We start from the raw sequence: 22,129 nt of genomic DNA on the forward strand, positions 1-22,129 counted from the left end.
ACGGACCAGCCTCACCGCGTCCCGCTTGAACTCATCGCCGAACTTCGACGGTCGTGCCACCCGAAGGCTCCCCTCTATGGAACAAGATCCATTGTCGGGGGTGTCCTCACCTCGGGGGGAACCTCAAGGAGCTGCGATGCGGCGCGCTGGGCGGCCAGCAGATCAGGCGGGAACTCGTAGTTGGCCATGTCTCCCCCCAGGTGCTGCGTGGTTCCGGACGCTTGTAAGTGTCTCCTTGACTTTAAGCTCAACGACTTCCACACCCCGGACTTCACCGACGACCAACCGGGCGGAACGAGCCTCCAGCCGCACGATATGGGGGTGGAGCGGCCTCAGCTCGGCCGACTTCCCGCAACTGGTCGGGGGAGGGGGTACGGTAAACGCCGACACACAGCTCCAGCTGACTCAGCAGGCAGACGTCGCACAGTTCCCGGATGCCGTCCAGGAGACCTTGAGGGCCTGGTGCCGACCTGATCGCCCACGGTCAGGAGAGCGGATGGCCGTCCTCCAGATAGGCCGTCCGGCCCGTGCGGCGAGCCGACACACACGCGTGCAGCCGACGTACCCGCACCGACGGCAGGAACGCGTCCGCGTCCGTGGGGTCGACCAGCTTCCACTCGCTCAGCTCCTCCGGCGGCAGCTGAATGGCCTCCAGCTCCCGCTGGGTCATCACGCCACCGTCGAAGACGAGCCGGAACCCGCCGGGCTCGTCATCGTGCGGGCGCATCCAATCCGCGCACAGCAGCGCGGGGGATGCCAAGGGGGCGATGCCGAGTTCCTCCTTGATCTCTCTGACGGCGCCCTCCCACGGTGTCTCACCGTCGTCAACCGCGCCGCCGGGAAACTCCCACCCATCGTCTTTGTAGGTTGGCCGAACGAGGAGCACCCGGCCGGCTTCGTCCGTGATCAACAACGCGGACGCTGCGGGGTGGCGGGCAAGGGAATGGCGATACTCCTCGATGGTCATGATCAGAACGTAGTTCGCGTGCATGCGGTGGTCGTCCCGACGCACCGGACGCTCTTGTCCATCCTCGTCTGTTCCAGCCGGCCGGCAGGTTCAGTGATCCGTTCGGCATGCCTGCCTGATGCCCGCCTGGATCGGTTTCCCCAGCCTCGCGAGATTTGGGAAGCCGGTGCCCGCTTTGGAAATTCACCTGGACGAGGTGATCGCCCTGCTCACCGCCACCTGCCAGGCGGCGCTGCACACCGGCTGGGACCCGGACCTGCGGCACCGCACCCTGGAGATCGTCTTCGAAGGACTGCGGCCAAGGGACGGGCGCGAGTGATCGGCGCCGATCCGGCGTACACCTTCAGCGCGCGAGCGTCGGCGAAACGGATACGGTCGTCGCCGAATCCGGCAAGCACGCGGCGCCGGTGAGGTCAGCCCGACGTTCTTGAGCTGGAACGCTTCAACGCCGTGGGGAAGTACTCGCGCAGCAGGGAGCGGAGCTGGTTGGCCGACTGTCGGCGATTCCAGGTCGCATCCCGCTGGGCGCGGGCCAGTGCGGCTTCCTCTCCTCCGTTCATTCGGCGAGATCAGCGATATGGACGGGGCCGGCGCGGGCGGCGGCCATGATCTTCCGATCTCCCAGGACAGGCGACGAGAGCCGTAGGACCACCTGGACGTCGGCGATGCCGTAGCCGTCGATGGAGCACCGCACGAGTCTGGCTCCATTGCCGACGGCCAGCCAGGACGCCTCGACGCAACGGTCACCGACACCTCCACCCAAGTGATCTCCGCGCCCCGGGTCACCACAACCCGCGAGCCCGGCGGAGCAGCGGCCAGGACATCGCTCCGCACCCGCTCCAGCGACTCACCCCGTGACGCGGCCCGAGCACCCGTCCGGGCCGCGTCCACACATTCGAGCCGCGCCCCCACCGCAGCCACCACCCACGCGGACGGACCGCTGGATGGGGCATCCTGACGGTCCGTCTGGGGCACCAGCGGGCGCGGCCGATCGACTTCACAGCAGCTGACCGGGTTATCAAAGATCGAGCAGCGACCCTTGGCCGGGGTTGATGATGAGCTTGCCGCCTCCGCCGCTGTTGTGGCTGCCGTCGCCGGGGAGTCCGGCGATGTGGCGCAGTTCGGTGATGGTGAGATCGTCGCGGCGGAGGGCGGCGAGCAGGGTGCTGAGCAGGAGTGCGGCGCCGACGGTGTCCCAGAGTGCCCGGTGCGGTTGGCTGTCGGGGGCGAGCAGGCCGACGGTCTTGGTCAGGTGGTGGTGGGCGAGGAGTTCGCTGAGTTTGTTGCCGCCGCCGTCGTTGAGCTGGCGGGCCAGGCGGAGGGTGTCGATGAGCGCTTCAACGCGCAGGTCGGGGCAGCGCTTGCGCAGGAGCCTTGCGTCGACGCCGACGTTGTGACCAACGATGATTTTGCCGGTCAGGCGGGCGGTGAGCTCGGGGAGGACCTGGTCAAGGGCTGGCGCGCCGGCGAGTGCGGCGTCGGTGAGCCCGGGTGAGATCCAGGGGCTGCGCGGGACGGGACGCCCTGGGTTGATGAGGGTGGTGTAGGAGTCCGTGACGGATGGTTGCCCGGCGATGATGGGGACCAGGGCGATCTCCAGGATCGCCTCGTTGTCGTGATCTTGGCCGCCGGTGCCTTCGAGGTCGAGGGCCACCAGCGGTGCGTCCTCCCACGGGGTGGTGTCGGTCATGAGGGTGCTGCCGCCTATCGGAGTGGGCCTTGAGGACTGTCAGTCCTCTTCATCAAAGCGTGTGGCCTGGGGGAACCGGGTGCGAATCTCGGTGAGCTGCTGCTGTTGGTCGCCGGAGGGCGGGTAGCCGATGAGGGATCGGCCGTGGGCGTGCAGCAGGTGCGGCTGGTCGAGTTCCCAGATCTGATAGCGCAGGGTGTGCTGGATGGCGTAGCGGCGTTGCTCGCCCAGACCATGCGTCCAGACATGCCCGTCGTCGATGAGAAAGTCTGTGGTGTAGCCGAGACCAGCCAGCACGGTGTCAAACTCGCCGCGGGTCGGCTGACGGTGATCGTCGGCGCAGAGGTCCTGCTGGGCTTTGGGGCAGATGTCGCAGAGTTCACGCACTCCCCAGTGCCCGTTGTAGTCGGGGACGGTATGTGCGAACGACACCCCGCAGCTGGTCTTGCGAAACAGCGGGGTGGTGATGCCGGATTCGTGCCAGGCCGTGATGATGGTGGCGTCGAGCTCGCCGGGCAGGACTTTGCGCCGGTTGAACTCGTCGGCGTAGGGGACGGTGACGCCGATCCCGCGCAGGTAGTCGGCGTTTTCGGCCTTGTGGTAGTAGCCGGTGAACACGATCGCGTCGGTCTGCGCGCCAACGGTCAGGACATGGCCCATGGTCTCGGACTGGTCGTTCCAGCCGGGAACGATCGGCCGCCAGTAGAGCACCACCTTGGTCCGCTTCTTGTGAGCGCAGGCGGTGGCGATCGACGTGGTCGTAATCGAGCTTTTGGCGATCGGCTCGATCCGCGGGTCGCTGATCCCGCTGTAGGTGAACAGAAGCGTCACGCGGACGTGCTGGAGCTGCTCCAGCACGGCCATGTCCTGCTCGGTCACCTTGAACCGGGTGATGATCAGGACGAGGTTGTCCAGACTGCACTCGTCCAAGGCGCGCAGCACTTGAAACAGGTGCGGCTTCACCCCGGGCAGGAACGGGTCAGTGGCCTTGTTGAAGATCTGAATCGGAGTGCTGGACGGGCGAAAACCCTCATGGGTGACGAGCAACTCGATCGCCTCGTCGGTGGTGCAGAGTAGGTGTGGGACCTTGTGCTCGAAGTCGCCCCAGAAGTGGCGGACGCAGTAACCGCAGTCCAGCGGGCAGCCGATGATGTGGTTGAGCGACAGGCCGCTCTTGCGGTAGGTGACGATCTGAGCCATGTAGGGGTCCAGTGCCGCGATCTGCTCGGCGGACAAGTGCTGCAGGTGCTTGGGTCCTGCCGCGAGTTGGACGGGTGGGCGGATGGGGACGCTCATCGTGATCTCCGATCAGGGACGGTGTTGGTGAGCAGTGCCGCCGAGCGATGGATACCGAACCAGATCGCGAAGTCCCGGCGGGCGGCCTCGGCGTCATCGGAGGTGTGGATCAGGTTCTCGATCAGCCGGTTCTCCCCACGCGCCGTGGCGAGACTGTCAATGCCGAATTGACCGCGGATCGAGGCCGGGTCGGCGCGGGCCGGGTCGTAGTGGCCGAGCAACGCCCGTAACCGGGTCGGGGTGTCAGGCGGACCGGCCGGGCCGCGGCCGAGGGCGATCACGACCCGTTGGCCGACGTAGCCGCGGCGCAGGTCCGCCGCGACATTCACCGGGTGGAACCGGCCGGGATCGGCGAGCAGGTCGTCGTAGTGGGCGAAGATCTGCGTCTGGGTGACCAGGGTGGCCTGGCGGGCGACGATCTCGACCTCGGCCGCTACTTTGGACAGGACCTCCTCCACCAGGCCGCGGCGCAGACAGTCGGGCTTGAGCAGGATGACGCTCCACCGGGTCCAGTCGATGGTGGCAGGCAGCGTTCGGATGGTCATCGGGCCTCTTCTCGGACGACGCTGGCGTTGGTCATGACCTGGGGCCATCGGTTGCCGACCAGCCACCGATAGGCGGGAGCCAGAGCCTTCAAGGTGGCGGCCCAGATCGGGGTGCCCGGGTAGTGAATGATCTGCCGGTAGATCTCAAACAGCAGCACGACCTGCTGCCAGTAGGGGTGCAGCGACTGCCAGGCGGCGTCAGCCAGGTTGAGTTGCTGCTCGTCGCGGCGCAGCGCCTGTTCGTAGTGCTCCACGACCAGCAGTTCGGCCCAGCCGGTGCGCGGCATGGTCATGATCGGGAACCGGGCGTGGTCGTGATGGGCGGTGGCGGCGACCTGGGCGGCCAGCTGGTTGTCGACGTCGTTGATGTGCATCGACCCGACGTGGTGACCGTAGCTGCCGACCTTGACGCCCAGGTGCGCGGCGGTGAACTCCTGGATGAGGGTCGCGGAGAACACGTCGTTGAGCAGCCCGATCACCGCGTCGTTGCCGCGCATGTAGGTGACGGCGTGCAAGAACCCCTTGCGCAGCAGGAACTGCATGCCCAGTGTGCAGGACACGTTCGGGTTGGCCGGGTCCAGCAGTTCCTCGGGACCGAAGATCGACACAACCGCCCGTTTGGAGTCGGGCTCGTCGGTGAGGACCCGGATGATCCGGTCCCACTGGGATCCGCGCGACAGCGACGGTTTGAAGATCTTCGGGCCGTAGGCGCTGCCGGTGAGGGTCGTGCCATCGGCGGACACTTTGGCGATGGACGGCGCGTAGTAGCCGATCATGTCCAGGTCGTCGCGACCCCAGAAATACCAGAGGGCCTCTGCGAAGCAGAACACGATGTTGGTGCGCCGGGCCGGGGTGTAGACGATCCGGTCGCGGGGGTTGTCCAGAACGAAGCTGATGTTGAGGCATTCGCGGGCGTTGTTCCCGCGGGCGCCGATGGTCTGCTGGTAACCAACGCCGACGTGTTCCAGCACGGCGGTGTAGGCGTCTTCGAACCGTTGGAAGGTAGCGGGGTGCAGCATCGGGGTCCTTTCCGCCGCCCAGGAAGGTGAGCGGTCATCGGATGGGGTGGCATGCGCTGGCCCAAGGCCGGTTGCCGCGTACGGACTCTTGTGCCGAGCCGAATCGAGTACGCGCCGACGTGCAGAGATCGGCGTGGTCAGCCGACGTCTGTTGCGTGGGCGATGGCGAACCAGACGCTCTCGCCGGGCTGGCCGGTGGTGGACAGCCGGGTGGTGTGCACCCCGCAGCGCCCGCCCGACAACCAGGCGACGATCGCCAGGCCGCGACCGCCGAGATCGAGGGACTCACTGTCGATCGCCTCGGGGGCCGATCGGCGGGCGCCGTAGCGTAGGCAGGCGGTGATCTGGTCGAGGCCGCCCCCGGTATCGACGATCTCCACTGCCACCGGGACACCCGCGTGGTGCAGTATTCTCAGCTCACAGGGGCCTCCTGCGTGCAGGAAGGCGTTGGTGACCAGTTCGCTGACCATGACCTCCAAGTCCGCCAGGGCGGCCCCGTCGGTGACGTGTTCGTCGATCTGGGAACGCAGCAGGTAACGGGTCTGACGCGGAGCGTGCGCGCCTTCGCCGAAGACCTGGGCGTCGCGGTGCGGACTGTGTCGAAATGGGAGCACCTGGGTGCCGATACCCAGCCGCGCCCCGACACCCAGGCCATCTTGGACACCGCCCTGGACCGCGCCGGAGCGGCCGGGCAGATGCGTTTCCAGCTGCTCGTGGCCGAGACCGGCACCGCCCTGCCCAAGAGCGCAGACGGGCCCTCAGCACCTCGGGTTTGGGACTACGAGACTTGGGCTGATGATCTGGAACGGGCGATGGTGTTCTTGTCCCGCCAGAACTTCCCCGCCGCGTTGGCCTTGATCAACCGGTGGCTGACCCGGTTCTCCGCCCACCGCCTCAACGGCAAAGGCCTGTATCTGCATGCCCGGTCGCTGGTGCTGTTCGGCGACACCCAGCGCGACCAGGGAGCCCTGGTCGGCCCGCTGTCGGCCAACCGGTCCTATCGCCAGGCGCTGGGCATGTTCGGTGAGCTGGACATCCCTCGCAGGGTCGCCCAGATTGAGCTGTCTTTGGCGGTGGTGGCGGAGATGACCGGCGAACTGCAAAGCGCCGCCCACCGTTATGAACGGCTCGCCGCGGACGAGCGGCTCAGCGGCCGGGACCGAGCCCGCTCCCGGCTGTGGGTCGGCACCGCCCTGTCCAAAGATGGCGACCACGACTATGCCGCCCGCGTCATGGCCGAGGCCACCCGCGAGTTCGACGACCTCGGCGAGGCCGAGGACTGGTCGGTCGCCCAGCAGAAACTCGCTCTGGCCTATCGGGGTGCCGGAGATCTCGGCAGGGCCTTGCACTTCATTGAGCTGGCCCGCTCCAGCGGCAGCGACGACACCCCCATGCAGCGGGTGCGCCTGTCCACTGCCCACGCTCACATCCTGCTGTCGGATCGGGCCACCAGCGGGCAGGGCCTGGCCCTGCTCGACCAGACCGCCCAGTTGGCCGTCAGCAGTGGCCTAAGCCATCAACTGCGCAGCATCCAGACCATCCGCCAGGGCTTCGAGAACGCCGGCGGACGCTCCATCTGACCGAGCCAACCAACCACTTATCCGAGGGGCTTCGTGACCGACCTTCACCTGCGTTCCGCGACCAATGGCCAGCGCGCCGACGCCGAACTCATCTGGGACTACCACCAGATGCACCACCCGGTCCGCCTCTGCTCGGCGGCCATCGGCCTGGGCAGCCACGACCTCGGCGTGGCCGCCTTCGCCGCCGAGCTCTATCATGCGGGGCTGTTCCCGATCCTGGTCTTCAGCGGCGCCAACAGCCCCACCACCGCCGCCCGGTTCCCGCGCGGCGAAGCCGTCCACTTCGCCGAGCACGCCATGCAGCTCGGCGTCCCCCAATCGGCGATCATTATCGAACCGCGGGCCGCGAACACCGGCCAGAACATCGACTACTCCCGCCAGTTGCTCACCGAGGCGCAAATCGGCATCGCCTCGCTGATGCTGATCTCCAAGCCCTATATGCAGCGGCGGGCCTTCGCCACCGTCCGCAAACTCTGGCCGCAGGTCGAGGTGGTTTGTGCGTCCGAGCCACTCACCTTCGACGACTATCTCAAGTCGATCGGTGATGAGAAGCTCGTCATCGACATGCTTGTCGGGGACCTACAGCGGGTGCTCGAATACCCGGGCCTGGGGTTCGCGGTCCCCCAGGACGTCCCCGCCGAGGTAGACGCCGCCTATCGGCGTCTGCTGGAGGCAGGGTTCGACAGCCGACTCCTGCCGTGCTGACGTGCTGACCACGGCGACTCCGGACCGGCTGGGCCGGCCCAGGCCCATCCACCGCAGCAGTGATCTGGGAGCCCGCGCCGGACGGTCGGACCGCCTCGCCAATCTGACCTGCACGGTCGGGGCGACCACCTATCTGTGTGGCACTGGAGGGGCCTGGTATCTCGATCCGTGGCCGTTCGCGACCCATGGTCTGGCCACCGAGCTGTTCACCGTTCCCGAATACGGTGCCCCCCGGATCTGGCGGGGGTCACGATCCACGACGGCGCGGGGGGGGCGCCGACGGTCATCGGCCCGCAGCGGCTATCGAAGGAGCATCGGCGATATGGACGGGGCCGGCGCGGGCGGCGGCCGTGATCTTCCGATCTCCCAGGACAGGCGACGAGAGCCGTAGGACCACCTGAACGTCGGCGATGCCGTAGCCGTCGATGGAGCACCGCACAAGCCTGGCTCCATTGCCGACGGCCAGCCAGGACGCCTCGACGCAGCCGCGTTTCGGATCGGCCAGGGCCAGCCGGGCGGCGGCGAGCGCGCTCAGGTCGGCGGCGCTCCGGACCCGGTGGCGGGCAACCCTGGCCGTACCGGCGAGCACGATCGCACCCGCCACCACGAAGACCACCGCCATGAGCCCGACCGCCCAGATCGTCGCCACCCCCCGCTCCCCGGCTCCGGCTCCCCTCCCCGTTCTCCCCACCTCCGCTCCCCTCCGCCATTTCCCCCAACTCCCTCCGCCGACTCCGCAGCCCCCTCCAGCCCCCCGTTCCCCCTGTCGTCTCCGCCGTTTCCCCCAGTCCCCTCTGCCGTCTCCATAGCCCCGCCCCCTCCAGCCCCCGTTTCCGCCGCTCACAGCTCTGCCTCCGGTTCGGTGGCGGAGACAGCGGTCGCGCGGACGATGACGCCAGGGAGTGAGACCCCCCAACTGGGTCTGACGGTCACCGACACCTCCACCCGAGTGATCTCCGCACCCCGGGTCACCACAACCCGCGAGCCCGGCGGAGCAGCGGCCAGAACGTCGCTCCGCACCCGCTCCAGCGACTCGCCTCGTGACGCGGCCCGAGCACCCGTCCGGGCCGCGTCCACACATTCGAGCCGCGCCCCCACCGCGGCCACCGCCCACAACGCGGCCGCCAGCACCGCCACGACGGCAGGCAGCACGACTGCGGTCTCCGCGGTCACCGATCCCCGCGACCGGCGAGGGGTGGTGACCGACGCCACAAGGATCACCCGGCCACGCTGAGCGCCCGATTGATCAGACCGCTGATCATCTGCTGGACCTCGGAGCTTGTCACCACCTTGAAAAGAAGCGCCGCGAAGGCGCAGGCGGCGATGGTGCCGACGGCGTATTCAGCGGTGGACATGCCCCGGTCGCGACCCGGCCCCGTGCTCAGCGACGCCCAACGGACGCGCAGCCGTCGCCGCCGGTCACACCGGGTGTCGCCCCTGGTCAATGGAGCCATCGTTTCCTCCTGGAATCCCGGCCGGATCCCACGCCCGGCACCGGTCACACCAGTTTTCTCGACGAAGGGACGGCTCGAAGGGCGTGAACGCCGTTCTGTGGACAACCCCGGGGCACCCGGACAGCCCCTGTGGACAACTCAGTCCTGTGGCCAGCTTAGGAAAGCAGCGCATCGCCGGGGATGCACCTGAAAACCGTGCTGGCCGGCGGGCTTGGTCACGATGTGCACGATGATGCCCGGCACCCGGCGCGCCCAGGCCACCAGCCGCCCGGCAAAACCCTGATCGGCGAAGACCACCCGGCAGGAACCGGACAGGTACAGCCCCAGCAGCAAGCTGGTGGCCCCGGCGCGGTCCCGCACAGCGGCCGGGCGCACCATCACCGCCGGCAGCAGGCCGAGGGTGTCGACGGCCACGGACCGCTTGCGGCCGTTGATCTTCTTGTTGGCGTCGTAGTCGCGGGTACCGGCTCCGACGGTGCCGGCGCCCTTGACGCTCTGACCGTCGATGACCGCCGCCGACGGCTTCGGATCACGACCGGCTTTCCCGCGGACGCGCCGTCGCAGCACGTCCAGGATCCGCTGGGTGACGCCCTGGTCCTCCCCGCGAACGAAGGCCAGTAGACGGTCTGCCAGGGCGGGAAACCGACCGGCAACCGCCGCCGGGCGCAGCCGGTCCGCACCACGTACACGATCGCGTCCACGACCTCCCGGCGTGGATGCTTCTCCTTGCGGCCGTCGCGGTGGGGCTCGTGCCGCTGGCCACCAAGAGGGCAGGCCCTCAACAGGTCCACGACTGGACCAGATTGCGTTCGCTCAGCGAGGAGCTCAAGAGCGAGGTTTATGCGTACCTCGCCCGCATCGGCTCCTACCGGGACGCGGACGCCCCCAGACGCTCCTGGGCCGCGCCGAGCGGATCCTCACGGACGCCTCCGACCTGGTCGGCCACACCGTCACCTTCATCCCCCGCCGGCGCGCGCTGCCTGCCGTCACCGATGTCGGGCATACCTGGAGCTACGGGTCGCCGGTCAAGTTGAGGGCTATTACCGGCCCCGGGCCGCGCATATGAGGCGGCGAAGCACCCAAGTTCGCCGGGCGGAGCTGGCATTGACCGCCATCGCCACCGCCGCCGGGGCCCCTGGAGCCGCTATGCCCCAGACAGCGATCACAATGAGTGACAGTCATCAGTCTCAGACGCATCAAATAGGCGACACCTGATTACGCGAGGTCACCAGAGTGGCACTCGATCATGGCCAGCCTGCGCGACCCGACCATCGGTCTGGCCCGCCTGATCGGCTGGACCAGCATCGCCGCCGCCACCGACCACTACCGCAGCCACCCTGCGGACGGTCTTCAGCTACCCGGCCTCACAGCATGAGAACACTTCGGCCCTGTTACTGATCCGGCCATACATACGTTGCCCGATCCACATTGAAACCACTGGACAATGGACGCCTATATCAGGACTCCTCACAGTTGCCCATTTTTACACTCGAAGACTTACGCTCACCCGGGCGAGCAACATTATAATCCTCAAGTCTTTTGAAGACATACCCCCCCACGGCGAAGAAAATCATTTAGCGCATCACCGATCTCCCCGCACAGAACAGGCCTATTATTTGGAATGCCGACACCGGCCCCCCCGGCTATATGATCACTCTTCATTGAGGCTTATCCAGAAGGCGGAAAGTCTAGCCATTTGAAGAAATAGAATGCCTCTATGAAGGGCTTTTATTGGGGGCGTCAAGAGCGGAGAGTTCGACGGCCTGATCTAAGCTAGGACGTAGCGCCAACCCGATTTTCCGGGCAGGCGTTTCGCATTTTCGTAGCGAGAGAGCTCGGGTCGCCCTGCGACCGGCCCAACCGCTACGCGGCCCCTACGGGTCGCCTTCCGCCTTGCGCCGGCTACACGTTTTGATCATGAAAAACCACTGCGGGAAACAGGGGAACGCCTGCCCGGAAAAACAGTTTTGATCTTGCCCACCAAACACCTCACCCCAACCCTTTACCGGCTCCAGTGGTGGGAGCGAGAGAACAGAGCGCGGTAAAGACGTTCAGCAGAGTGCAGGATTAAAAAGCGATAGCGCTACGCGCCACGACCTCTAGAAAAGGAGCACCCCGCTGGGGATCTCATTCATACGGGAAGCTAACTTACGGCCGGCATTCCCGCCCCTGAACACGTTTCCCGGGCACCAGCCTTCTGGTGCGTTGGCGTCGCCTGCTCGGGATCCGCACTAACCCTAGCCCCACACACCGGAAATTTACCCATCAGATAACCTCCAGCACGTTGAACTCCGGATGGAAACTGAGATCCTTCCCCTTGGGAAGGGTATACAGGAAATGAACGTAGCAGTGCCCACCATTATGGAATGCTACGTCGATTCCAAGCCTTTACTTATGTCTTGCGAACGACCGGACATTGTCGATCTCGCTGCTACCACTGTTAGTGATCAAAGCCACGAGGTAGATTTCAACGTCTTTGACTCGTATCTTCCCGCCTTCGACCGGTAGGTCTACCCCGCGAACCGGCTCCAGCATCGCACCTTCGACAGGGCGCTCAGCTTGACTGAAATCATCCCCTCCGGGAGGAGAGGCGCGCACAATTTGAAGCATCACCCGCGCACCCGTCGCGAAGTCAAGCTGTACGCCTATCGGCCTAGCCTTATATCCGACTTCATCGAACGTGCGGGTACTCTGTATCTCTTCGCTTACTTTTCTGACTATCTCCTCTTTAAGGAACGACTCGAACCGTTTTGTCCGCATTGACTACATCTCCCTAGTGAACACCGGCACTGAGGCAAGGCCCCCAGTCTACTCCTACCGATAAAGTCTCCTTAGGAAAAGATGCCTCCGTCGGGGGCCGCCGGCTCCGGGATGAGGGGGCAGCAAGGTGCGCGGGTCGGGTGGCGGCCAAGGTTCCGCTCATCCCGTCCACCGCCGCCCCCTGGCAAGCGGGCAGGGGCAGGTGGGGAAGGCGTGCGGGAGGGAACAGCACAGGCCCCTGATCTGCTGGAACACTGCGGGCCACTGGCCCGTGTATGGCCCGTGAACAGTGATCGACAGTGAGACACCGTCGACACTGCCCCAGAGGGAGAGCACGTTGAAGCAGGTCGGGGCATAAATCAACCCCCTGACCAGAGTCTTAGCGATCTTCTCACTAGCTCCACAGGACCCCCACGTTCTTGTGTGGACAACCCCGGCCACCGGAGAGCCCCTGTGGATGACTCAGCCCGGTGGCAAGCTCAGGGAAGCAGCACGTCGCCGGCGAGGCCGGCCACGGTGGGGATGATGCCGAGGAGGACGAACGCGGGCAGGAAGCAGAGTCCCAGAGGAGCGACGGCCTGCACCCCCACCCGCCGGGCGGCGGCCGTTGACACGGCGCGGGCGGCATAGCGGGAGTCATCGGCCAGCCTGGTGAGAACATCGGCCACTGGAGCACCGCTGAGGGCGGCCCGGCCCATGGTGCGTGCCAGCGGAGCCAACGAGCGCTCGGCCGCCAGAGACCGCCAGGCGTCCTCCGGCGCGGCCCCCAGCCTCAGCTGTCCGCTCACCCAGGCCAGCCGATCGCCAAGAGGTCCGCCGACCGCCTCAACCGTGATGTCGAGGGCACCGGTGATCGGCTGCCCCGCGCGCAGGCACGCGACCATGAGGTCCGCCGCCAGCGGCAGGTCCGCCACCGTCCGTTCGCGTTCCCGACGGAGCCGGGGCGGCTCGCGCCTCCGGATGACTTCCAGTGTGAACCCGAAACCGGCCGCCCCCGCGACGGCTCCCGGCACGGCGCCGACAAGGAGGAACACCGTCACCCCGATGGCGGCGCAGATCATCGTCTCCTGCCGGCTGGGGCGCCGCTTCCCCGCTGTTTCGCGGATCGCCCCCGGGGGCGCGACGTTCACGGACCGTCCCCGCGGCGGAGAAGACCGAGAGTGCCGCGCCCCGGCTGTCCAGGCCGACGGCGGCGATCTCAGGGTCCGGCGAATCCGCATGGAAGGATCATGGAACGGCGTCCACAACCACCCCGCGACCCCGGCGAGCACGACAGCCAGCATGCTGATCAACGAACCTCCTTGTCAGGACCGCTGCGCGCGGAGGACCAAGTGGTGTGTCCACCACAGGCCACACCCGTCGAGGGCGAGGCCACAGGCCAGGCAGGCCACTCCCGCCGGGCTGCCGAACAGGAAGCCCAGCGGGCTCATGCCGAGCCCCGCCGCCATCAGCAGGCCGAGTGCGGGAAGGCCCGCCAGCAGGCGAGCGGTGGCGCGCGGACCGGCGAGCTGGGCGGCGACGTCCTGGCGATGGGCATGGGCCTCTCTGAGGGAGTCCGCGACACGATCGACCAGGACGGACAGTCCCGCACCGGTGGTCGTGCTGACCCGCCAGCAGGCGGCCAGCCCCCGAAACGCCTCGCCTCCCCGCTCGGGGGCCACCGCCAGCAGGGCCGAGGGGATGTCACCGCCGTCTCTCGCCGCCGCGATCAGCGGGCGGAGTGCCGTCGGATCGGGAAAGTCCGCGGCTGACACGGCCCTGACCAGTGCCTCACCGGCCGGCCGCCCGGCGGCCAGTTCGGCCGCGAGTCCCTGGCACAGCTCCATCGACGCCGTCCGCCAGGCGGCCACGCGTCTCGACGGCCGGGAGAGGCCGGTGAGCCTCTGGAGCAGGGGGCGCGACCCGCGGGGACGACGCCTCTCCATCCACCGCAGACGAGCCGTTCCCGGGTCGGGCCCCGTCCACAGCCACACCGCCAGGGCGGCGAGGAACATGACCGCTCCCGTCATCGGACTCCCCGCCAGCCATCTGGGGGGAGATGAGGAGGTTGTGAAAGGGGAATGCCCGGGGCTCGGGCCGCCAGGGCGGGGAAACCCGGGCCGGTGGCCACGTGACCCTCCGGTGAGAAGGTGAGGGCGGGTTCGGCGTCGACCAGCCCCGAGGAACGACGGGTCATCATGCAGATCTCGGCCACCCTGCGGCGGCCGTCCGTGTGATCACGGGCAAGGTGGATGACGACGTCCAGAGCGGCGGCGATCTGGCTGTGAACCGCCTCACGGCTGAGACCCGCGGCGCATGCCAGGGCCTCCAGGCGAGGGGGCACGTCGGCCGCGGTATTGGCGTGCAGGGTGCCGCAGCCGCCCTCATGGCCGGTGTTCAGGGCTGCGAGGAGGCTGACCACCTCCGCGCCCCTGACTTCACCGACGACCAGCCGGTCGGGGCGCATGCGCAGGGCCTGCCGTACGAGGTCGCGAAGGCGGACACCGCCCGCTCCCTCAAGGTTGGCGGAACGGGCCTCCAGCCGCACCACGTGGGGGTGGAGCGGCCTCAGCTCGGCCGAGTCCTCGACCAGCAGCAGCCGGTCACCGGGGTCGGCCAGGGACAGCAGGGCGGAGAGCAGGGTTGTCTTTCCCGTGCCCGTGCCACCGGTGACCAGGAAGGCGAGCCTCGACTCGATCACGGCGGTGAGCACGGGAACGGTGTCGGCTCTGATCGTGCCCGACCGAACCAGGTCGGGGAGAGTGAAGGTGCGGCGGGGAGGGAGGCGCAGCGACAGGCAGGTGCCACCAGGCGCCACGGGTGGCAGGACCGCGTGCAGCCGGACGCCTCCGGCGAGACGGGCGTCGACATAGGGGCACGCGTCGTCGAGCCGCCTGCCCGCCGCCGAGGCCAGGCGCTGGGCGAGCCGGCGGACCGCCTCCTCTCCGGGAAAGACGATCGACGTGCGGCGCAGTCCACGGCCGTCGTCGACCCACACCTCACCAGGACCGTTCACCAGCACATCGGTGACGTCGGCCTCGGCCAGCAGCGGCTCCAGCGGACCGGCCCCGATCAGATCCGCGCACAGGACACGGGCCACCGCCAGGATCTCCGCGTCGCCGAGCACCGCGCGCTCCGCTCTGAGCGCGACCGCGACGTGCGCGGCACTGGGCTCGACCCCGGTCCGGGCCAGCCGTACCCGGACAGCCTCCACCAGCTCGGAGGAGACCGTCGTGGGGGTTTCCGCGCGCTTCACGCCTCGGCTCCGAGAAGCGAGCGCAGGAACGAGGCGCAGAAGCGACCGAGAGGGGTGCGCCGACCGAGCGGAGGAAGGTCACCACGGTTGAGTGCCGCCACGAGCCGGGGTTGATCGGGGAGACCACCCGCGTATGGCATGCCGAGCGAGGCCGTGACCACATCGTCGTCCAGAACGCCGCCGCGCACGACGGCCCGCACCTCGCCGGTGTGTTTGCGCAGCCCGGCGAGCACCTGGGCCGCCGCGAGCACACCGCGCACGTCGGCGGTGACGACCAGCAGAGTGGTCGTGGCCCTGCTGAGCGCCTCCACGGCGGCGTGGTCGGGGTGACGGGGCAGATCGACGACCACCAGATCGAAGCCTCTCCAACCCGCTTCGAGGACGGAGCGCATCGCCTCGGCGGGAATGGTCTCGACCTCGCCGCGGTGGAAGGAGAGCAGGGTCAGCCCGGCGAAAGTGGGCAGCGCCGCCTGAAGCGCGGTGAAGCTGACCCTGCCCTGCCGGGCGACCAGATCGGACCAGCGCGCGCCGCCCGCCTCCTCCTGCCCGAGAAGCAGGTCCAGGCCACCGCCGAGCGGGTCGGCGTCGACCAGGAGGGTGCGCAGGCTCTGCCGGGAGGCGCTCAGCGCCAGCGCGGCGGCCAGGACGCTGGCTCCGGCTCCGCCTCGGCCGCCTGCGACGCACACCACCACCCCCGCTCTGGCCGCCGGTTCCACGGCGTCGGCGAACTCGTCGACCAGTCGCCGCTCCGCCGAGGGCAGCTCCAGGACGGCCTGGGCCCCGACCGCGACACACTTGCGCCATGTGTCGGGATCGTCGGGAATGTTGGTGACGAGGAGGACGCGACGTCTGGGCGGCGGCGCGGTGACGGCCAGGGCGTCGGCCATGTCGCCGCCGACCACGACCAGTGGAGCGCGGTTCCAGTAGGGCCGGGCGTGCGCCGGGACATGGGCGACGTCAAGCTCGACCCCGGCAGCGGCGGCGACACGGAGCAGATCGTCGAGCAGATCGTGGTCATCGGTGATGACCAGGGGGCGGTCCGGGCGGTCCAAGGGTGCCTCCCTGAAGTTCGGGAGACCCACTTTCGGAGAGAGGCCGCCCCCGCCAGGCCACCGAACGCCGTTCTGTGGATAACCGAGGAACCCTTGACGTCACCTGTGGACAAGGCGGCGCCCGAGATAGGAGACGACGGGGAAGGCGAGGTCAGGGGAGAGCGGGGAACCGGGCAGCCGGAGGGACTCGGGGGCCGAGTGTCCAGGAGGGCGGACGGTCCGGACCCAGAGCCGAGACCGGGCGAACTCCAGGGCTCAGGGCCAGGACCGGGGGCTCAGGGCCAGGACCGGGAAGCGGAGCGAGGGACGGGTCCAGGATAGAGACCAGGGCTGAGGGCGGGGGCAGGGGCGAACCCAGGGCTTCGGACCGGGCTCAGGCTCGGGGGCGGACCAGAGCTGGAGCGGGGGGTTGGAGGTCCAGAACCCGGTCGGGGCCGGGGCGGGGCCGGATGGCGGGTGGTCCTGGAAAAAGTGGCGACCCCCGCCGGGGGGAGGGCGGGGGTCGCCAGCCGGTCCGGCTCTGGGGGGGTAGAGCCGGTCCCGTTTAGAAGAAAGTCTTCAACAGTTAACCAGGGTACGGCCAGCGTATTGCAAGGCGGCCCCGTGCACACTCACTCACGTTTGGGAGATACCACCTCATGCTGCCCGATCAACGTGAGTTTCGTCGAGGAGTAATCTCCATTTTCCACTAGTTTTTTTCAATGTAACGATCGCGCATCTGATCGTCGACCAATCGGACGCGACCCTAATGGGCCCATTTTTGATCACCCAGGGTGACCAAGATCAAGGTTGCGGGCCGGCCAGCCGACTTCCCTTTGGGCAAAATGCGCTATATGAGAGCTTTGTCCATGAATGTCCCTTGATCTGTAAAGGACTTGGTGCCGGGGGTTCCCATCAGACCGGATTCGTCGTACAAAGAGGGAACGGACCAGTTGTCCGGGCACGACCACCGGGCACCCACGTGCCGCCGAGCCGCGGGAGGCACGTTCGGGACGGGTTTCGGCCTGTCTCGACGATTATCAGGTGCACGCATGGTAACCCGGCGGGTCGTGCCGGCGACGGCGCCCCATACCAGGGGCGCCGTCCGCTGTGTCCAGAGGACGGCCTGCTCGGCGCGCGGTTGTCCTTGATCAGCCGCGCTGCATGGCCTCGCAGATCGCCGTGGCCTCGCGCACGCCGAGCGTGGTCGCCGAGGCGCAGTGCCGTACCCAGGTCGCGACCCCTTCGGGGGTTCCGCTCAGGTAGGCCCTCAGGCTTTCCGGGTATGCCGGGCCGAGTTCCAGGTGTCCGAGCTCGACGGCCGCCAGAGACCTCGGGTCCAGGCCGAACTCCATCAGGGTCAGCCGCTCGGCCGCCCTCGCCACCACCCCGTCCGCCGATCCGAACGGCCGCAGCACGGCCAGTTCGGCGTGCGCGACGGCGGCGAGCACCAGCGCGGGGGCCCTGGAGGGTCTGGTGACGAGGTCGACCAGCCCGTCCATCCGGGCCACGGTCTCCTCGGGCCCCGGCGCGACGCCCAGGCCGAGGGGGTCGGACGCCTCCGGGGAGGCCCTGGGGCGTCCGAGGTCCTCGGCCAGGCCGGCGGCGGCGAGGGTGTGCAGTCTGGCCAGCACCTGACGCGGGGCGGTGCGCCAGGTCGGGCCGAGTCTCCCCAGCTCGGCCGAGACGCGCAGTGCGCCCTGGACGACGGGGTCGGTGGCCTCGGGGATGGCCTCAAGCGGGATGTCCACCCCTTCCAGCGCGGCGGACGCGCGGGCCCCGCGCAGGGCGGACCTGGCCGACACCTCGGGGCTCTTGCGCCGCAGCACGCGATGCCCGTAGAGCCGGTCCACGGCCTTGCGCGTGTCGTTGACCGCCTCGGACACTCCCTGCAGTTCGGCGATTACCGCCAATGGATCGCTCACGCTTCCCGACCATACCGGCCGGTAGTCGAGGCGCCGACCTGCCCCTCAGGAGCACCGGTGGACGCTTCGGCCCCGCACGTCCACGCACATGTCCACGCACACGTTCACGCCCGTGTCCACGCCCGCGCGTTCTCGGCGCGCCTCCGCGGCACCGTCGCGGCACCCGGTCGCGGGGCGGCCGCCGCAGGCCTCTCGGGTAACCGGTACGGACTTACGGACACACCCTAACTCCCGCCACAGGAAGGGTTCTCACCCCTCCTTCACCCGGCGCGGACCCGGATCGGGGCGCCCTCGCGCGTGCCGTCACACTAAAGAGACTCGGAATGGCAACCTCTACATTCCGATGATGTCGAGAGGGCAACGTTTCTACGACAGTTGTTGTCCGGTCAAGGCGCTTGTGAACCCTATGGGGTGCTATCACCGGTTGGTACAGACCTGTCTAGACCTCTTGTGGCGGACGCCTCTGGCCTGGTGAAGTGGGACACGACCACCCGACCGGCAGTACGTAAGGAGTACGCAGTGGCCCCGGAGACCCCTGGTTCCGAGTCGCGTGAGACCCAGGAGACGCTGTCGAACCTGCTGAACGAGACCCGGCGGTTCGCCCCTCCTGCCGACCTGGCCGCGGCCGCGAACGTGACCGCCGACGCCTACACCGAGGCCCAGCGGGACCGCCTGGCGTTCTGGGAGCGGCAGGCTGACCGGCTGACCTGGTCCAAGCGCTGGGACACCGCCCTTGAGTGGAACCCGCCCTTCGCCAAGTGGTTCGTCGGCGGAGAGCTGAACATCGCCTACAACTGCGTCGACCGCCATGTCGAGGCCGGCCTCGGTGACAGGGTCGCCTACCACTGGGAGGGTGAGCCCGAGGGCGACAGCCGTACCCTCACCTATTCCGACCTGCGACGCGAGGTCGCCAAGGCCGCCAACGCGCTGCGGGAGCTGGGGGTCGGCAAGGGCGACCGGGTCGCGGTCTACATGCCGATGATCCCCGAGCTGCCGATCACGATGCTCGCCTGCGCCCGTATTGGCGCGATCCACTCGGTGGTGTTCGGCGGGTTCTCCGCCGCCGCCCTCAGCGGCCGGATCAAGGACGCCGACGCCAAGGTCGTGGTCACCGCCGACGGCGGCTACCGCCGCGGCGCGCCCAGCGCGCTCAAGCCGACCGTGGACGAGGCGGTCGGGGAGTGCCCCGGCATCGAGCACGTGCTCGTCGTACGGAGGACCGGCCAGGACGTGGCGTGGACGGACAAGGACGTCTGGTGGCACGACGTCGTGGACCGGCAGCCCGAGGTCCACGAGGCGGTCCCGCACGACGCCGAGCACCCGCTCTACATTCTCTACACCAGCGGCACGACCGGCAGGCCCAAGGGGATCCTGCACACCACCGGCGGCTACCTGACCCAGGTCGCCTACACCCACCACGCGGTGTTCGACCTCAAGCCGGAGACCGACGTCTTCTGGTGCACCGCCGACATCGGCTGGGTGACCGGCCACTCCTACATCGTGTACGGCCCGCTGGCCAACGGCGCGACCAGCGTCATCTACGAGGGCACGCCGGACACCCCGCACCGCGGCCGGTTCTGGGAGGTCGTGCAGAAGTACGGGGTCACGGTCCTCTACACCGCGCCGACGGCCATCCGCACGTTCATGAAGTGGGGCGACGACATCCCCGCCAAGTACGACCTGTCGTCCCTGCGCATCCTGGGCAGCGTCGGCGAGCCGATCAACCCCGAGGCCTACACCTGGTACCGCGAGCACATCGGCGGCGACCGCACCCCGGTCGTGGACACCTGGTGGCAGACCGAGACCGGCGCCATCATGATCAGCCCGCTGCCCGGCGTGACGAGCGGCAAGCCCGGCGCGGCCATGCGCCCGCTGCCCGGCATCACCGCCGACGTGGTCGACGACCAGGGCAACAGCGTGGGCGACGGCGGGGGCGGCTACCTCGCGATCCGCGACCCGTGGCCGGCGATGCTCCGCACGATCTGGGGCGACGACCAGCGCTACATCGACACCTACTGGTCGCGGTTCGAGAACGTGTACTTCGCGGGCGACGGCGCCAAGAGGGACGCGGACGGCGACATCTGGCTGCTCGGCCGGGTGGACGACGTCATGCTCGTCTCCGGCCACAACATCTCCACCACCGAGGTCGAGTCGGCCCTGGTCTCCCACCCGAAGGTCGCCGAGGCCGCCGTGGTCGGCGCGACCGACCCGGTGACCGGGCAGGCGATCGTGTCGTTCGTGATCCTGCGCGGCGACGCGGAGGAGGGGGAGGACATCGCCGCCGAGCTGCGCGACCACGTGGCCAAGACGCTGGGCCCGATCGCCAAGCCCCGTCAGATCCTGGTGGTCCCGGAGTTGCCGAAGACCCGCTCGGGCAAGATCATGCGGCGTCTCCTGCGCGACGTGGCGGAGAACCGCAGCGTCGGCGACGTCACCACGCTGGCCGACAGCACGGTGATGAACCTCATCTCCCAGAAGCTTCCCGGCACCAAGGGCGAGGAGTAGGCGCGGCGGGCAAGGCGCGGGCCCCGCGAGCAAGGGTCCGCGCCTTTTCGCTATATAGGGCGCCCTAAATCCCTTTTGGAGGAGGTCTGTAGGGTGGTGATCAGGTGTGCCGGGAAGTCTGGTCGGCCAGTGGGGGAACCGGCCCTCTCTGCATTCCCGGAGGTTTCATGCGCCGCGTCGCCGAGAACTGGCCCTTCAGGCCGACCGTCCGATACGCCCGTCAGCTCGCCGAGGCCCTGCGGGCCGAGACCGTGGGCGGCGTCATCATGTTATTCGCCACGGTCGCCGCACTGATCTGGGCCAATGTGTCCAACGACTCCTACGAGGCGTTGCGCACGGTGACGTTCGGCCCCGCCTCCCTCCATCTCGACCTTGAGCTGTACAAGTGGGCGCAGAACGGCCTGCTCACCATCTTCTTCTTCGTGGCGGGGATCGAGGTCAAGGAGGAGTTCGTGCACGGCGAGCTCTCCAACCTCCGCAAGGCCGCGCTGCCCATCCTCGCCGCGGTCGCCGGCATGATCGTTCCCGCGGTGATCTACCTCGCGGTGAGCTGGGGCGCGCCCGGCGCCGGGCGGGGCTGGGCCATCCCCACGGCCACCGACATCGCCTTCGCGCTGGCCGTACTGGCCGTGACCGCCAGCGCGATGCCCGCGGCGCTCCGCGCCTTCCTGCTGACCAGCGCCGTGGTGGACGACCTCGGCGCGATCGGCGTCATCGCCGTCTTCTTCACCGAGCACCTGAACCTGACGGCCCTGCTGGCCGGGGTCGCGCTCATCGCCCTGTACGGCCTGCTGCAGGCCAGGCGGGTCCGCGGCCTGGTGATATATCTGCCGCTCGCCCTCGGCGCCTGGTACTTCGTCGAGGTGAGCGGCGTTCACGCGACCGTCGCCGGGGTGGCGCTCGGCCTGATGACCCGCGTGCACAACGGCCCCGCCGAGGAGAACTCCCCCGCCGAACTGGCCGACCACTACATCCGTCCCCTCTCCGCGGGCTTCGTGGTGCCGGTGTTCGCGTTCCTGTCAGCCGGGGTCGTGCTCAGCGGGGACAGCCTCGGCGGGATGTTCACCGACCGGGTGGTGCTCGGCGTGATCGTCGGACTGGTCGTCGGCAAGTTCCTCGGCGTCTTCGGCGGGGCGTGGCTGGCCGTACGGCTCGGCCTGGCGAGACTGTCGGAGGAACTGCACTGGCGGGACATGGCCGCCGTCTCGATACTGGCCGGGATCGGGTTCACCGTGTCGCTGCTCATCGGCGGCCTGGCCTACGGCGACGATCCGGAACGATTGAACGCGGTGACCACCGGCGTGCTCGCGGCAAGCCTCATGGCCTCGATTCTGGCGGCGATCCTGCTCCGGGTGCGCGTGCGCAGCCGGGACAACACGCAGGATGATGATTGACAGCGGCGCTCGATAGGAGATCG

The 22,129-nt window shown here is 68.3% G+C and carries 25 protein-coding genes and 4 pseudogenes; 8 read left to right on the forward strand and 21 right to left on the reverse strand.

All coding sequences use genetic code 11. From position 1 onward, the window contains the following. Positions 1–484 precede the first annotated feature (484 nt). The gene (locus tag ABZ194_RS24140; RefSeq protein ID WP_355599278.1) at positions 485–967 is read right to left on the reverse strand and encodes an NUDIX hydrolase; all 483 of its coding nucleotides are present in this window, start codon (positions 965–967) and stop codon (positions 485–487) included. Between the two features lie 166 nt (positions 968–1,133). On the opposite strand from ABZ194_RS24140, the gene ABZ194_RS24145 reads away from it, so the two are divergent. Next, the gene (locus ABZ194_RS24145; RefSeq protein WP_355599279.1) at positions 1,134–1,286 is read left to right on the forward strand and encodes a hypothetical protein; all 153 of its coding nucleotides are present in this window, start codon (positions 1,134–1,136) and stop codon (positions 1,284–1,286) included. Positions 1,287–1,372: 86 nt separating this feature from the next. Here ABZ194_RS24145 and ABZ194_RS24150 read toward each other — a convergent pair. The 8 genes and pseudogenes from ABZ194_RS24150 to ABZ194_RS24185 form a co-directional block, all read right to left on the reverse strand. Continuing rightward, positions 1,373–1,503, reverse strand: a pseudogene (locus tag ABZ194_RS24150) (IS110 family transposase); the annotation flags it as partial. A gap of 20 nt (positions 1,504–1,523) precedes the next feature. Beyond that, positions 1,524–1,730, reverse strand: a complete 207-nt coding sequence (locus ABZ194_RS24155; RefSeq protein WP_355599335.1) for a hypothetical protein — start codon at positions 1,728–1,730, stop codon at positions 1,524–1,526. 26 nt (positions 1,731–1,756) lie between these two features. Next, positions 1,757–1,942 (reverse strand): annotated as a pseudogene (locus ABZ194_RS24160) (TadE family type IV pilus minor pilin); the annotation flags it as partial. A gap of 43 nt (positions 1,943–1,985) precedes the next feature. Continuing rightward, the gene (locus tag ABZ194_RS24165; RefSeq protein ID WP_355599280.1) at positions 1,986–2,657 is read right to left on the reverse strand and encodes a 3'-5' exonuclease; all 672 of its coding nucleotides are present in this window, start codon (positions 2,655–2,657) and stop codon (positions 1,986–1,988) included. 39 nt (positions 2,658–2,696) lie between these two features. Next, positions 2,697–3,953 (reverse strand): hypothetical protein, encoded by a 1,257-nt coding sequence (locus ABZ194_RS24170; RefSeq protein ID WP_355599281.1) that lies wholly within the window; start codon positions 3,951–3,953, stop codon positions 2,697–2,699. After that, positions 3,950–4,498: a nucleoside-diphosphate kinase gene (locus tag ABZ194_RS24175; RefSeq protein ID WP_355599282.1), complete on the reverse strand. Its 549-nt coding sequence runs from the start codon at positions 4,496–4,498 to the stop codon at positions 3,950–3,952. The genes ABZ194_RS24170 and ABZ194_RS24175 overlap by 4 nt, the downstream gene beginning before the upstream one ends. Then, positions 4,495–5,517, reverse strand: coding sequence for a thymidylate synthase (locus ABZ194_RS24180; protein WP_355599283.1), 1,023 nt, complete (start codon positions 5,515–5,517; stop codon positions 4,495–4,497). The genes ABZ194_RS24175 and ABZ194_RS24180 overlap by 4 nt, the downstream gene beginning before the upstream one ends. Before the next feature lie 137 nt (positions 5,518–5,654). Then, entirely contained in the window at positions 5,655–6,131 is a 477-nt protein-coding gene (locus tag ABZ194_RS24185; protein ID WP_355599284.1) for an ATP-binding protein, read from the reverse strand. 198 nt (positions 6,132–6,329) lie between these two features. On the opposite strand from ABZ194_RS24185, the gene ABZ194_RS24190 reads away from it, so the two are divergent. From ABZ194_RS24190 to ABZ194_RS24200, 3 genes are read left to right on the forward strand one after another with little or no spacing between them, the layout of a single operon-like run. Then, positions 6,330–7,097, forward strand: coding sequence for a hypothetical protein (locus tag ABZ194_RS24190; protein ID WP_355599285.1), 768 nt, complete (start codon positions 6,330–6,332; stop codon positions 7,095–7,097). Between the two features lie 33 nt (positions 7,098–7,130). Next, on the forward strand, positions 7,131–7,802 hold the full coding sequence (locus ABZ194_RS24195; protein WP_355599286.1) for a YdcF family protein: 672 nt from the start codon (positions 7,131–7,133) through the stop codon (positions 7,800–7,802). A 1-nt stretch (position 7,803) separates the two neighbouring features. Further along, positions 7,804–8,193, forward strand: a complete 390-nt coding sequence (locus tag ABZ194_RS24200) for a WbqC family protein (protein ID WP_355599287.1) — start codon at positions 7,804–7,806, stop codon at positions 8,191–8,193. On the opposite strand, the gene ABZ194_RS24205 is transcribed toward ABZ194_RS24200, so the two are convergent. The 5 genes and pseudogenes from ABZ194_RS24205 to ABZ194_RS24225 form a co-directional block, all read right to left on the reverse strand. Further along, on the reverse strand, positions 8,086–8,451 hold the full coding sequence (locus ABZ194_RS24205; protein ID WP_355599333.1) for an Rv3654c family TadE-like protein: 366 nt from the start codon (positions 8,449–8,451) through the stop codon (positions 8,086–8,088). The genes ABZ194_RS24200 and ABZ194_RS24205 overlap by 108 nt on opposite strands. A 191-nt stretch (positions 8,452–8,642) precedes the next feature. Continuing rightward, the gene (locus tag ABZ194_RS24210; RefSeq protein ID WP_355599288.1) at positions 8,643–9,023 is read right to left on the reverse strand and encodes a TadE family type IV pilus minor pilin; all 381 of its coding nucleotides are present in this window, start codon (positions 9,021–9,023) and stop codon (positions 8,643–8,645) included. Beyond that, the gene (locus ABZ194_RS24215) at positions 9,020–9,256 is read right to left on the reverse strand and encodes a DUF4244 domain-containing protein (RefSeq protein ID WP_355599289.1); all 237 of its coding nucleotides are present in this window, start codon (positions 9,254–9,256) and stop codon (positions 9,020–9,022) included. The genes ABZ194_RS24210 and ABZ194_RS24215 overlap by 4 nt, the downstream gene beginning before the upstream one ends. 138 nt (positions 9,257–9,394) lie before the next feature. Beyond that, the gene (locus ABZ194_RS24220; protein ID WP_355599290.1) at positions 9,395–9,823 is read right to left on the reverse strand and encodes a transposase; all 429 of its coding nucleotides are present in this window, start codon (positions 9,821–9,823) and stop codon (positions 9,395–9,397) included. A 59-nt stretch (positions 9,824–9,882) separates the two neighbouring features. Then, positions 9,883–10,038: pseudogene (locus ABZ194_RS24225) on the reverse strand (transposase); the annotation flags it as partial. Between ABZ194_RS24225 and ABZ194_RS24230 the strand changes: the two are divergent. Further along, a pseudogene (locus tag ABZ194_RS24230) lies at positions 10,006–10,083 on the forward strand (hypothetical protein); the annotation flags it as partial. The pseudogenes ABZ194_RS24225 and ABZ194_RS24230 sit on opposite strands and share 33 nt — an antisense overlap. Before the next feature lie 38 nt (positions 10,084–10,121). Here ABZ194_RS24230 and ABZ194_RS24235 read toward each other — a convergent pair. Then, complete coding sequence (locus ABZ194_RS24235; protein WP_355599336.1) at positions 10,122–10,259, reverse strand: hypothetical protein; 138 nt, start codon at positions 10,257–10,259, stop codon at positions 10,122–10,124. A gap of 243 nt (positions 10,260–10,502) precedes the next feature. Between ABZ194_RS24235 and ABZ194_RS24240 the strand changes: the two genes are divergently transcribed. Next, positions 10,503–10,631, forward strand: coding sequence for a hypothetical protein (locus ABZ194_RS24240; RefSeq protein WP_355599291.1), 129 nt, complete (start codon positions 10,503–10,505; stop codon positions 10,629–10,631). Between the two features lie 1,013 nt (positions 10,632–11,644). Here ABZ194_RS24240 and ABZ194_RS24245 read toward each other — a convergent pair. The 6 genes from ABZ194_RS24245 to ABZ194_RS24270 all read right to left on the reverse strand — a co-directional run bounded on the left by ABZ194_RS24245 (position 11,645) and on the right by ABZ194_RS24270 (position 18,207). Beyond that, positions 11,645–12,016, reverse strand: coding sequence for a hypothetical protein (locus ABZ194_RS24245; protein ID WP_355599292.1), 372 nt, complete (start codon positions 12,014–12,016; stop codon positions 11,645–11,647). A 479-nt stretch (positions 12,017–12,495) separates the two neighbouring features. Next, positions 12,496–13,146 (reverse strand): type II secretion system F family protein, encoded by a 651-nt coding sequence (locus tag ABZ194_RS24250; RefSeq protein WP_355599293.1) that lies wholly within the window; start codon positions 13,144–13,146, stop codon positions 12,496–12,498. A 174-nt stretch (positions 13,147–13,320) separates the two neighbouring features. Next, positions 13,321–14,025, reverse strand: a complete 705-nt coding sequence (locus ABZ194_RS24255) for a type II secretion system F family protein (protein ID WP_355599294.1) — start codon at positions 14,023–14,025, stop codon at positions 13,321–13,323. Further along, positions 14,022–15,251 carry a TadA family conjugal transfer-associated ATPase gene (locus ABZ194_RS24260; protein WP_355599295.1) on the reverse strand — a complete coding sequence of 410 codons (1,230 nt, stop codon included), beginning with the start codon at positions 15,249–15,251 and terminating at the stop codon, positions 14,022–14,024. Before ABZ194_RS24260 ends, ABZ194_RS24255 begins: the two co-directional genes overlap by 4 nt. Further along, positions 15,248–16,303 carry a septum site-determining protein Ssd gene (ssd, locus tag ABZ194_RS24265; RefSeq protein ID WP_355599296.1) on the reverse strand — a complete coding sequence of 352 codons (1,056 nt, stop codon included), beginning with the start codon at positions 16,301–16,303 and terminating at the stop codon, positions 15,248–15,250. Before ssd ends, ABZ194_RS24260 begins: the two co-directional genes overlap by 4 nt. 1,130 nt (positions 16,304–17,433) lie before the next feature. Then, on the reverse strand, positions 17,434–18,207 hold the full coding sequence (locus ABZ194_RS24270; protein WP_355599297.1) for a Fic family protein: 774 nt from the start codon (positions 18,205–18,207) through the stop codon (positions 17,434–17,436). Positions 18,208–18,726: 519 nt separating this feature from the next. Here ABZ194_RS24270 and acs point away from each other — a divergent pair. Together acs and nhaA are read left to right on the forward strand one after the other, a co-directional pair. Continuing rightward, positions 18,727–20,712 (forward strand): acetate--CoA ligase, encoded by a 1,986-nt coding sequence (gene acs, locus ABZ194_RS24275; RefSeq protein ID WP_355599298.1) that lies wholly within the window; start codon positions 18,727–18,729, stop codon positions 20,710–20,712. A 167-nt stretch (positions 20,713–20,879) separates the two neighbouring features. Beyond that, positions 20,880–22,106 carry a Na+/H+ antiporter NhaA gene (gene nhaA, locus ABZ194_RS24280; protein WP_355599299.1) on the forward strand — a complete coding sequence of 409 codons (1,227 nt, stop codon included), beginning with the start codon at positions 20,880–20,882 and terminating at the stop codon, positions 22,104–22,106. Positions 22,107–22,129 lie beyond the last annotated feature (23 nt).

It is taken from the genome of Streptosporangium sp. NPDC006007 (assembly GCF_040614315.1).
GTDB lineage: Bacteria > Actinomycetota > Actinomycetes > Streptosporangiales > Streptosporangiaceae > Streptosporangium.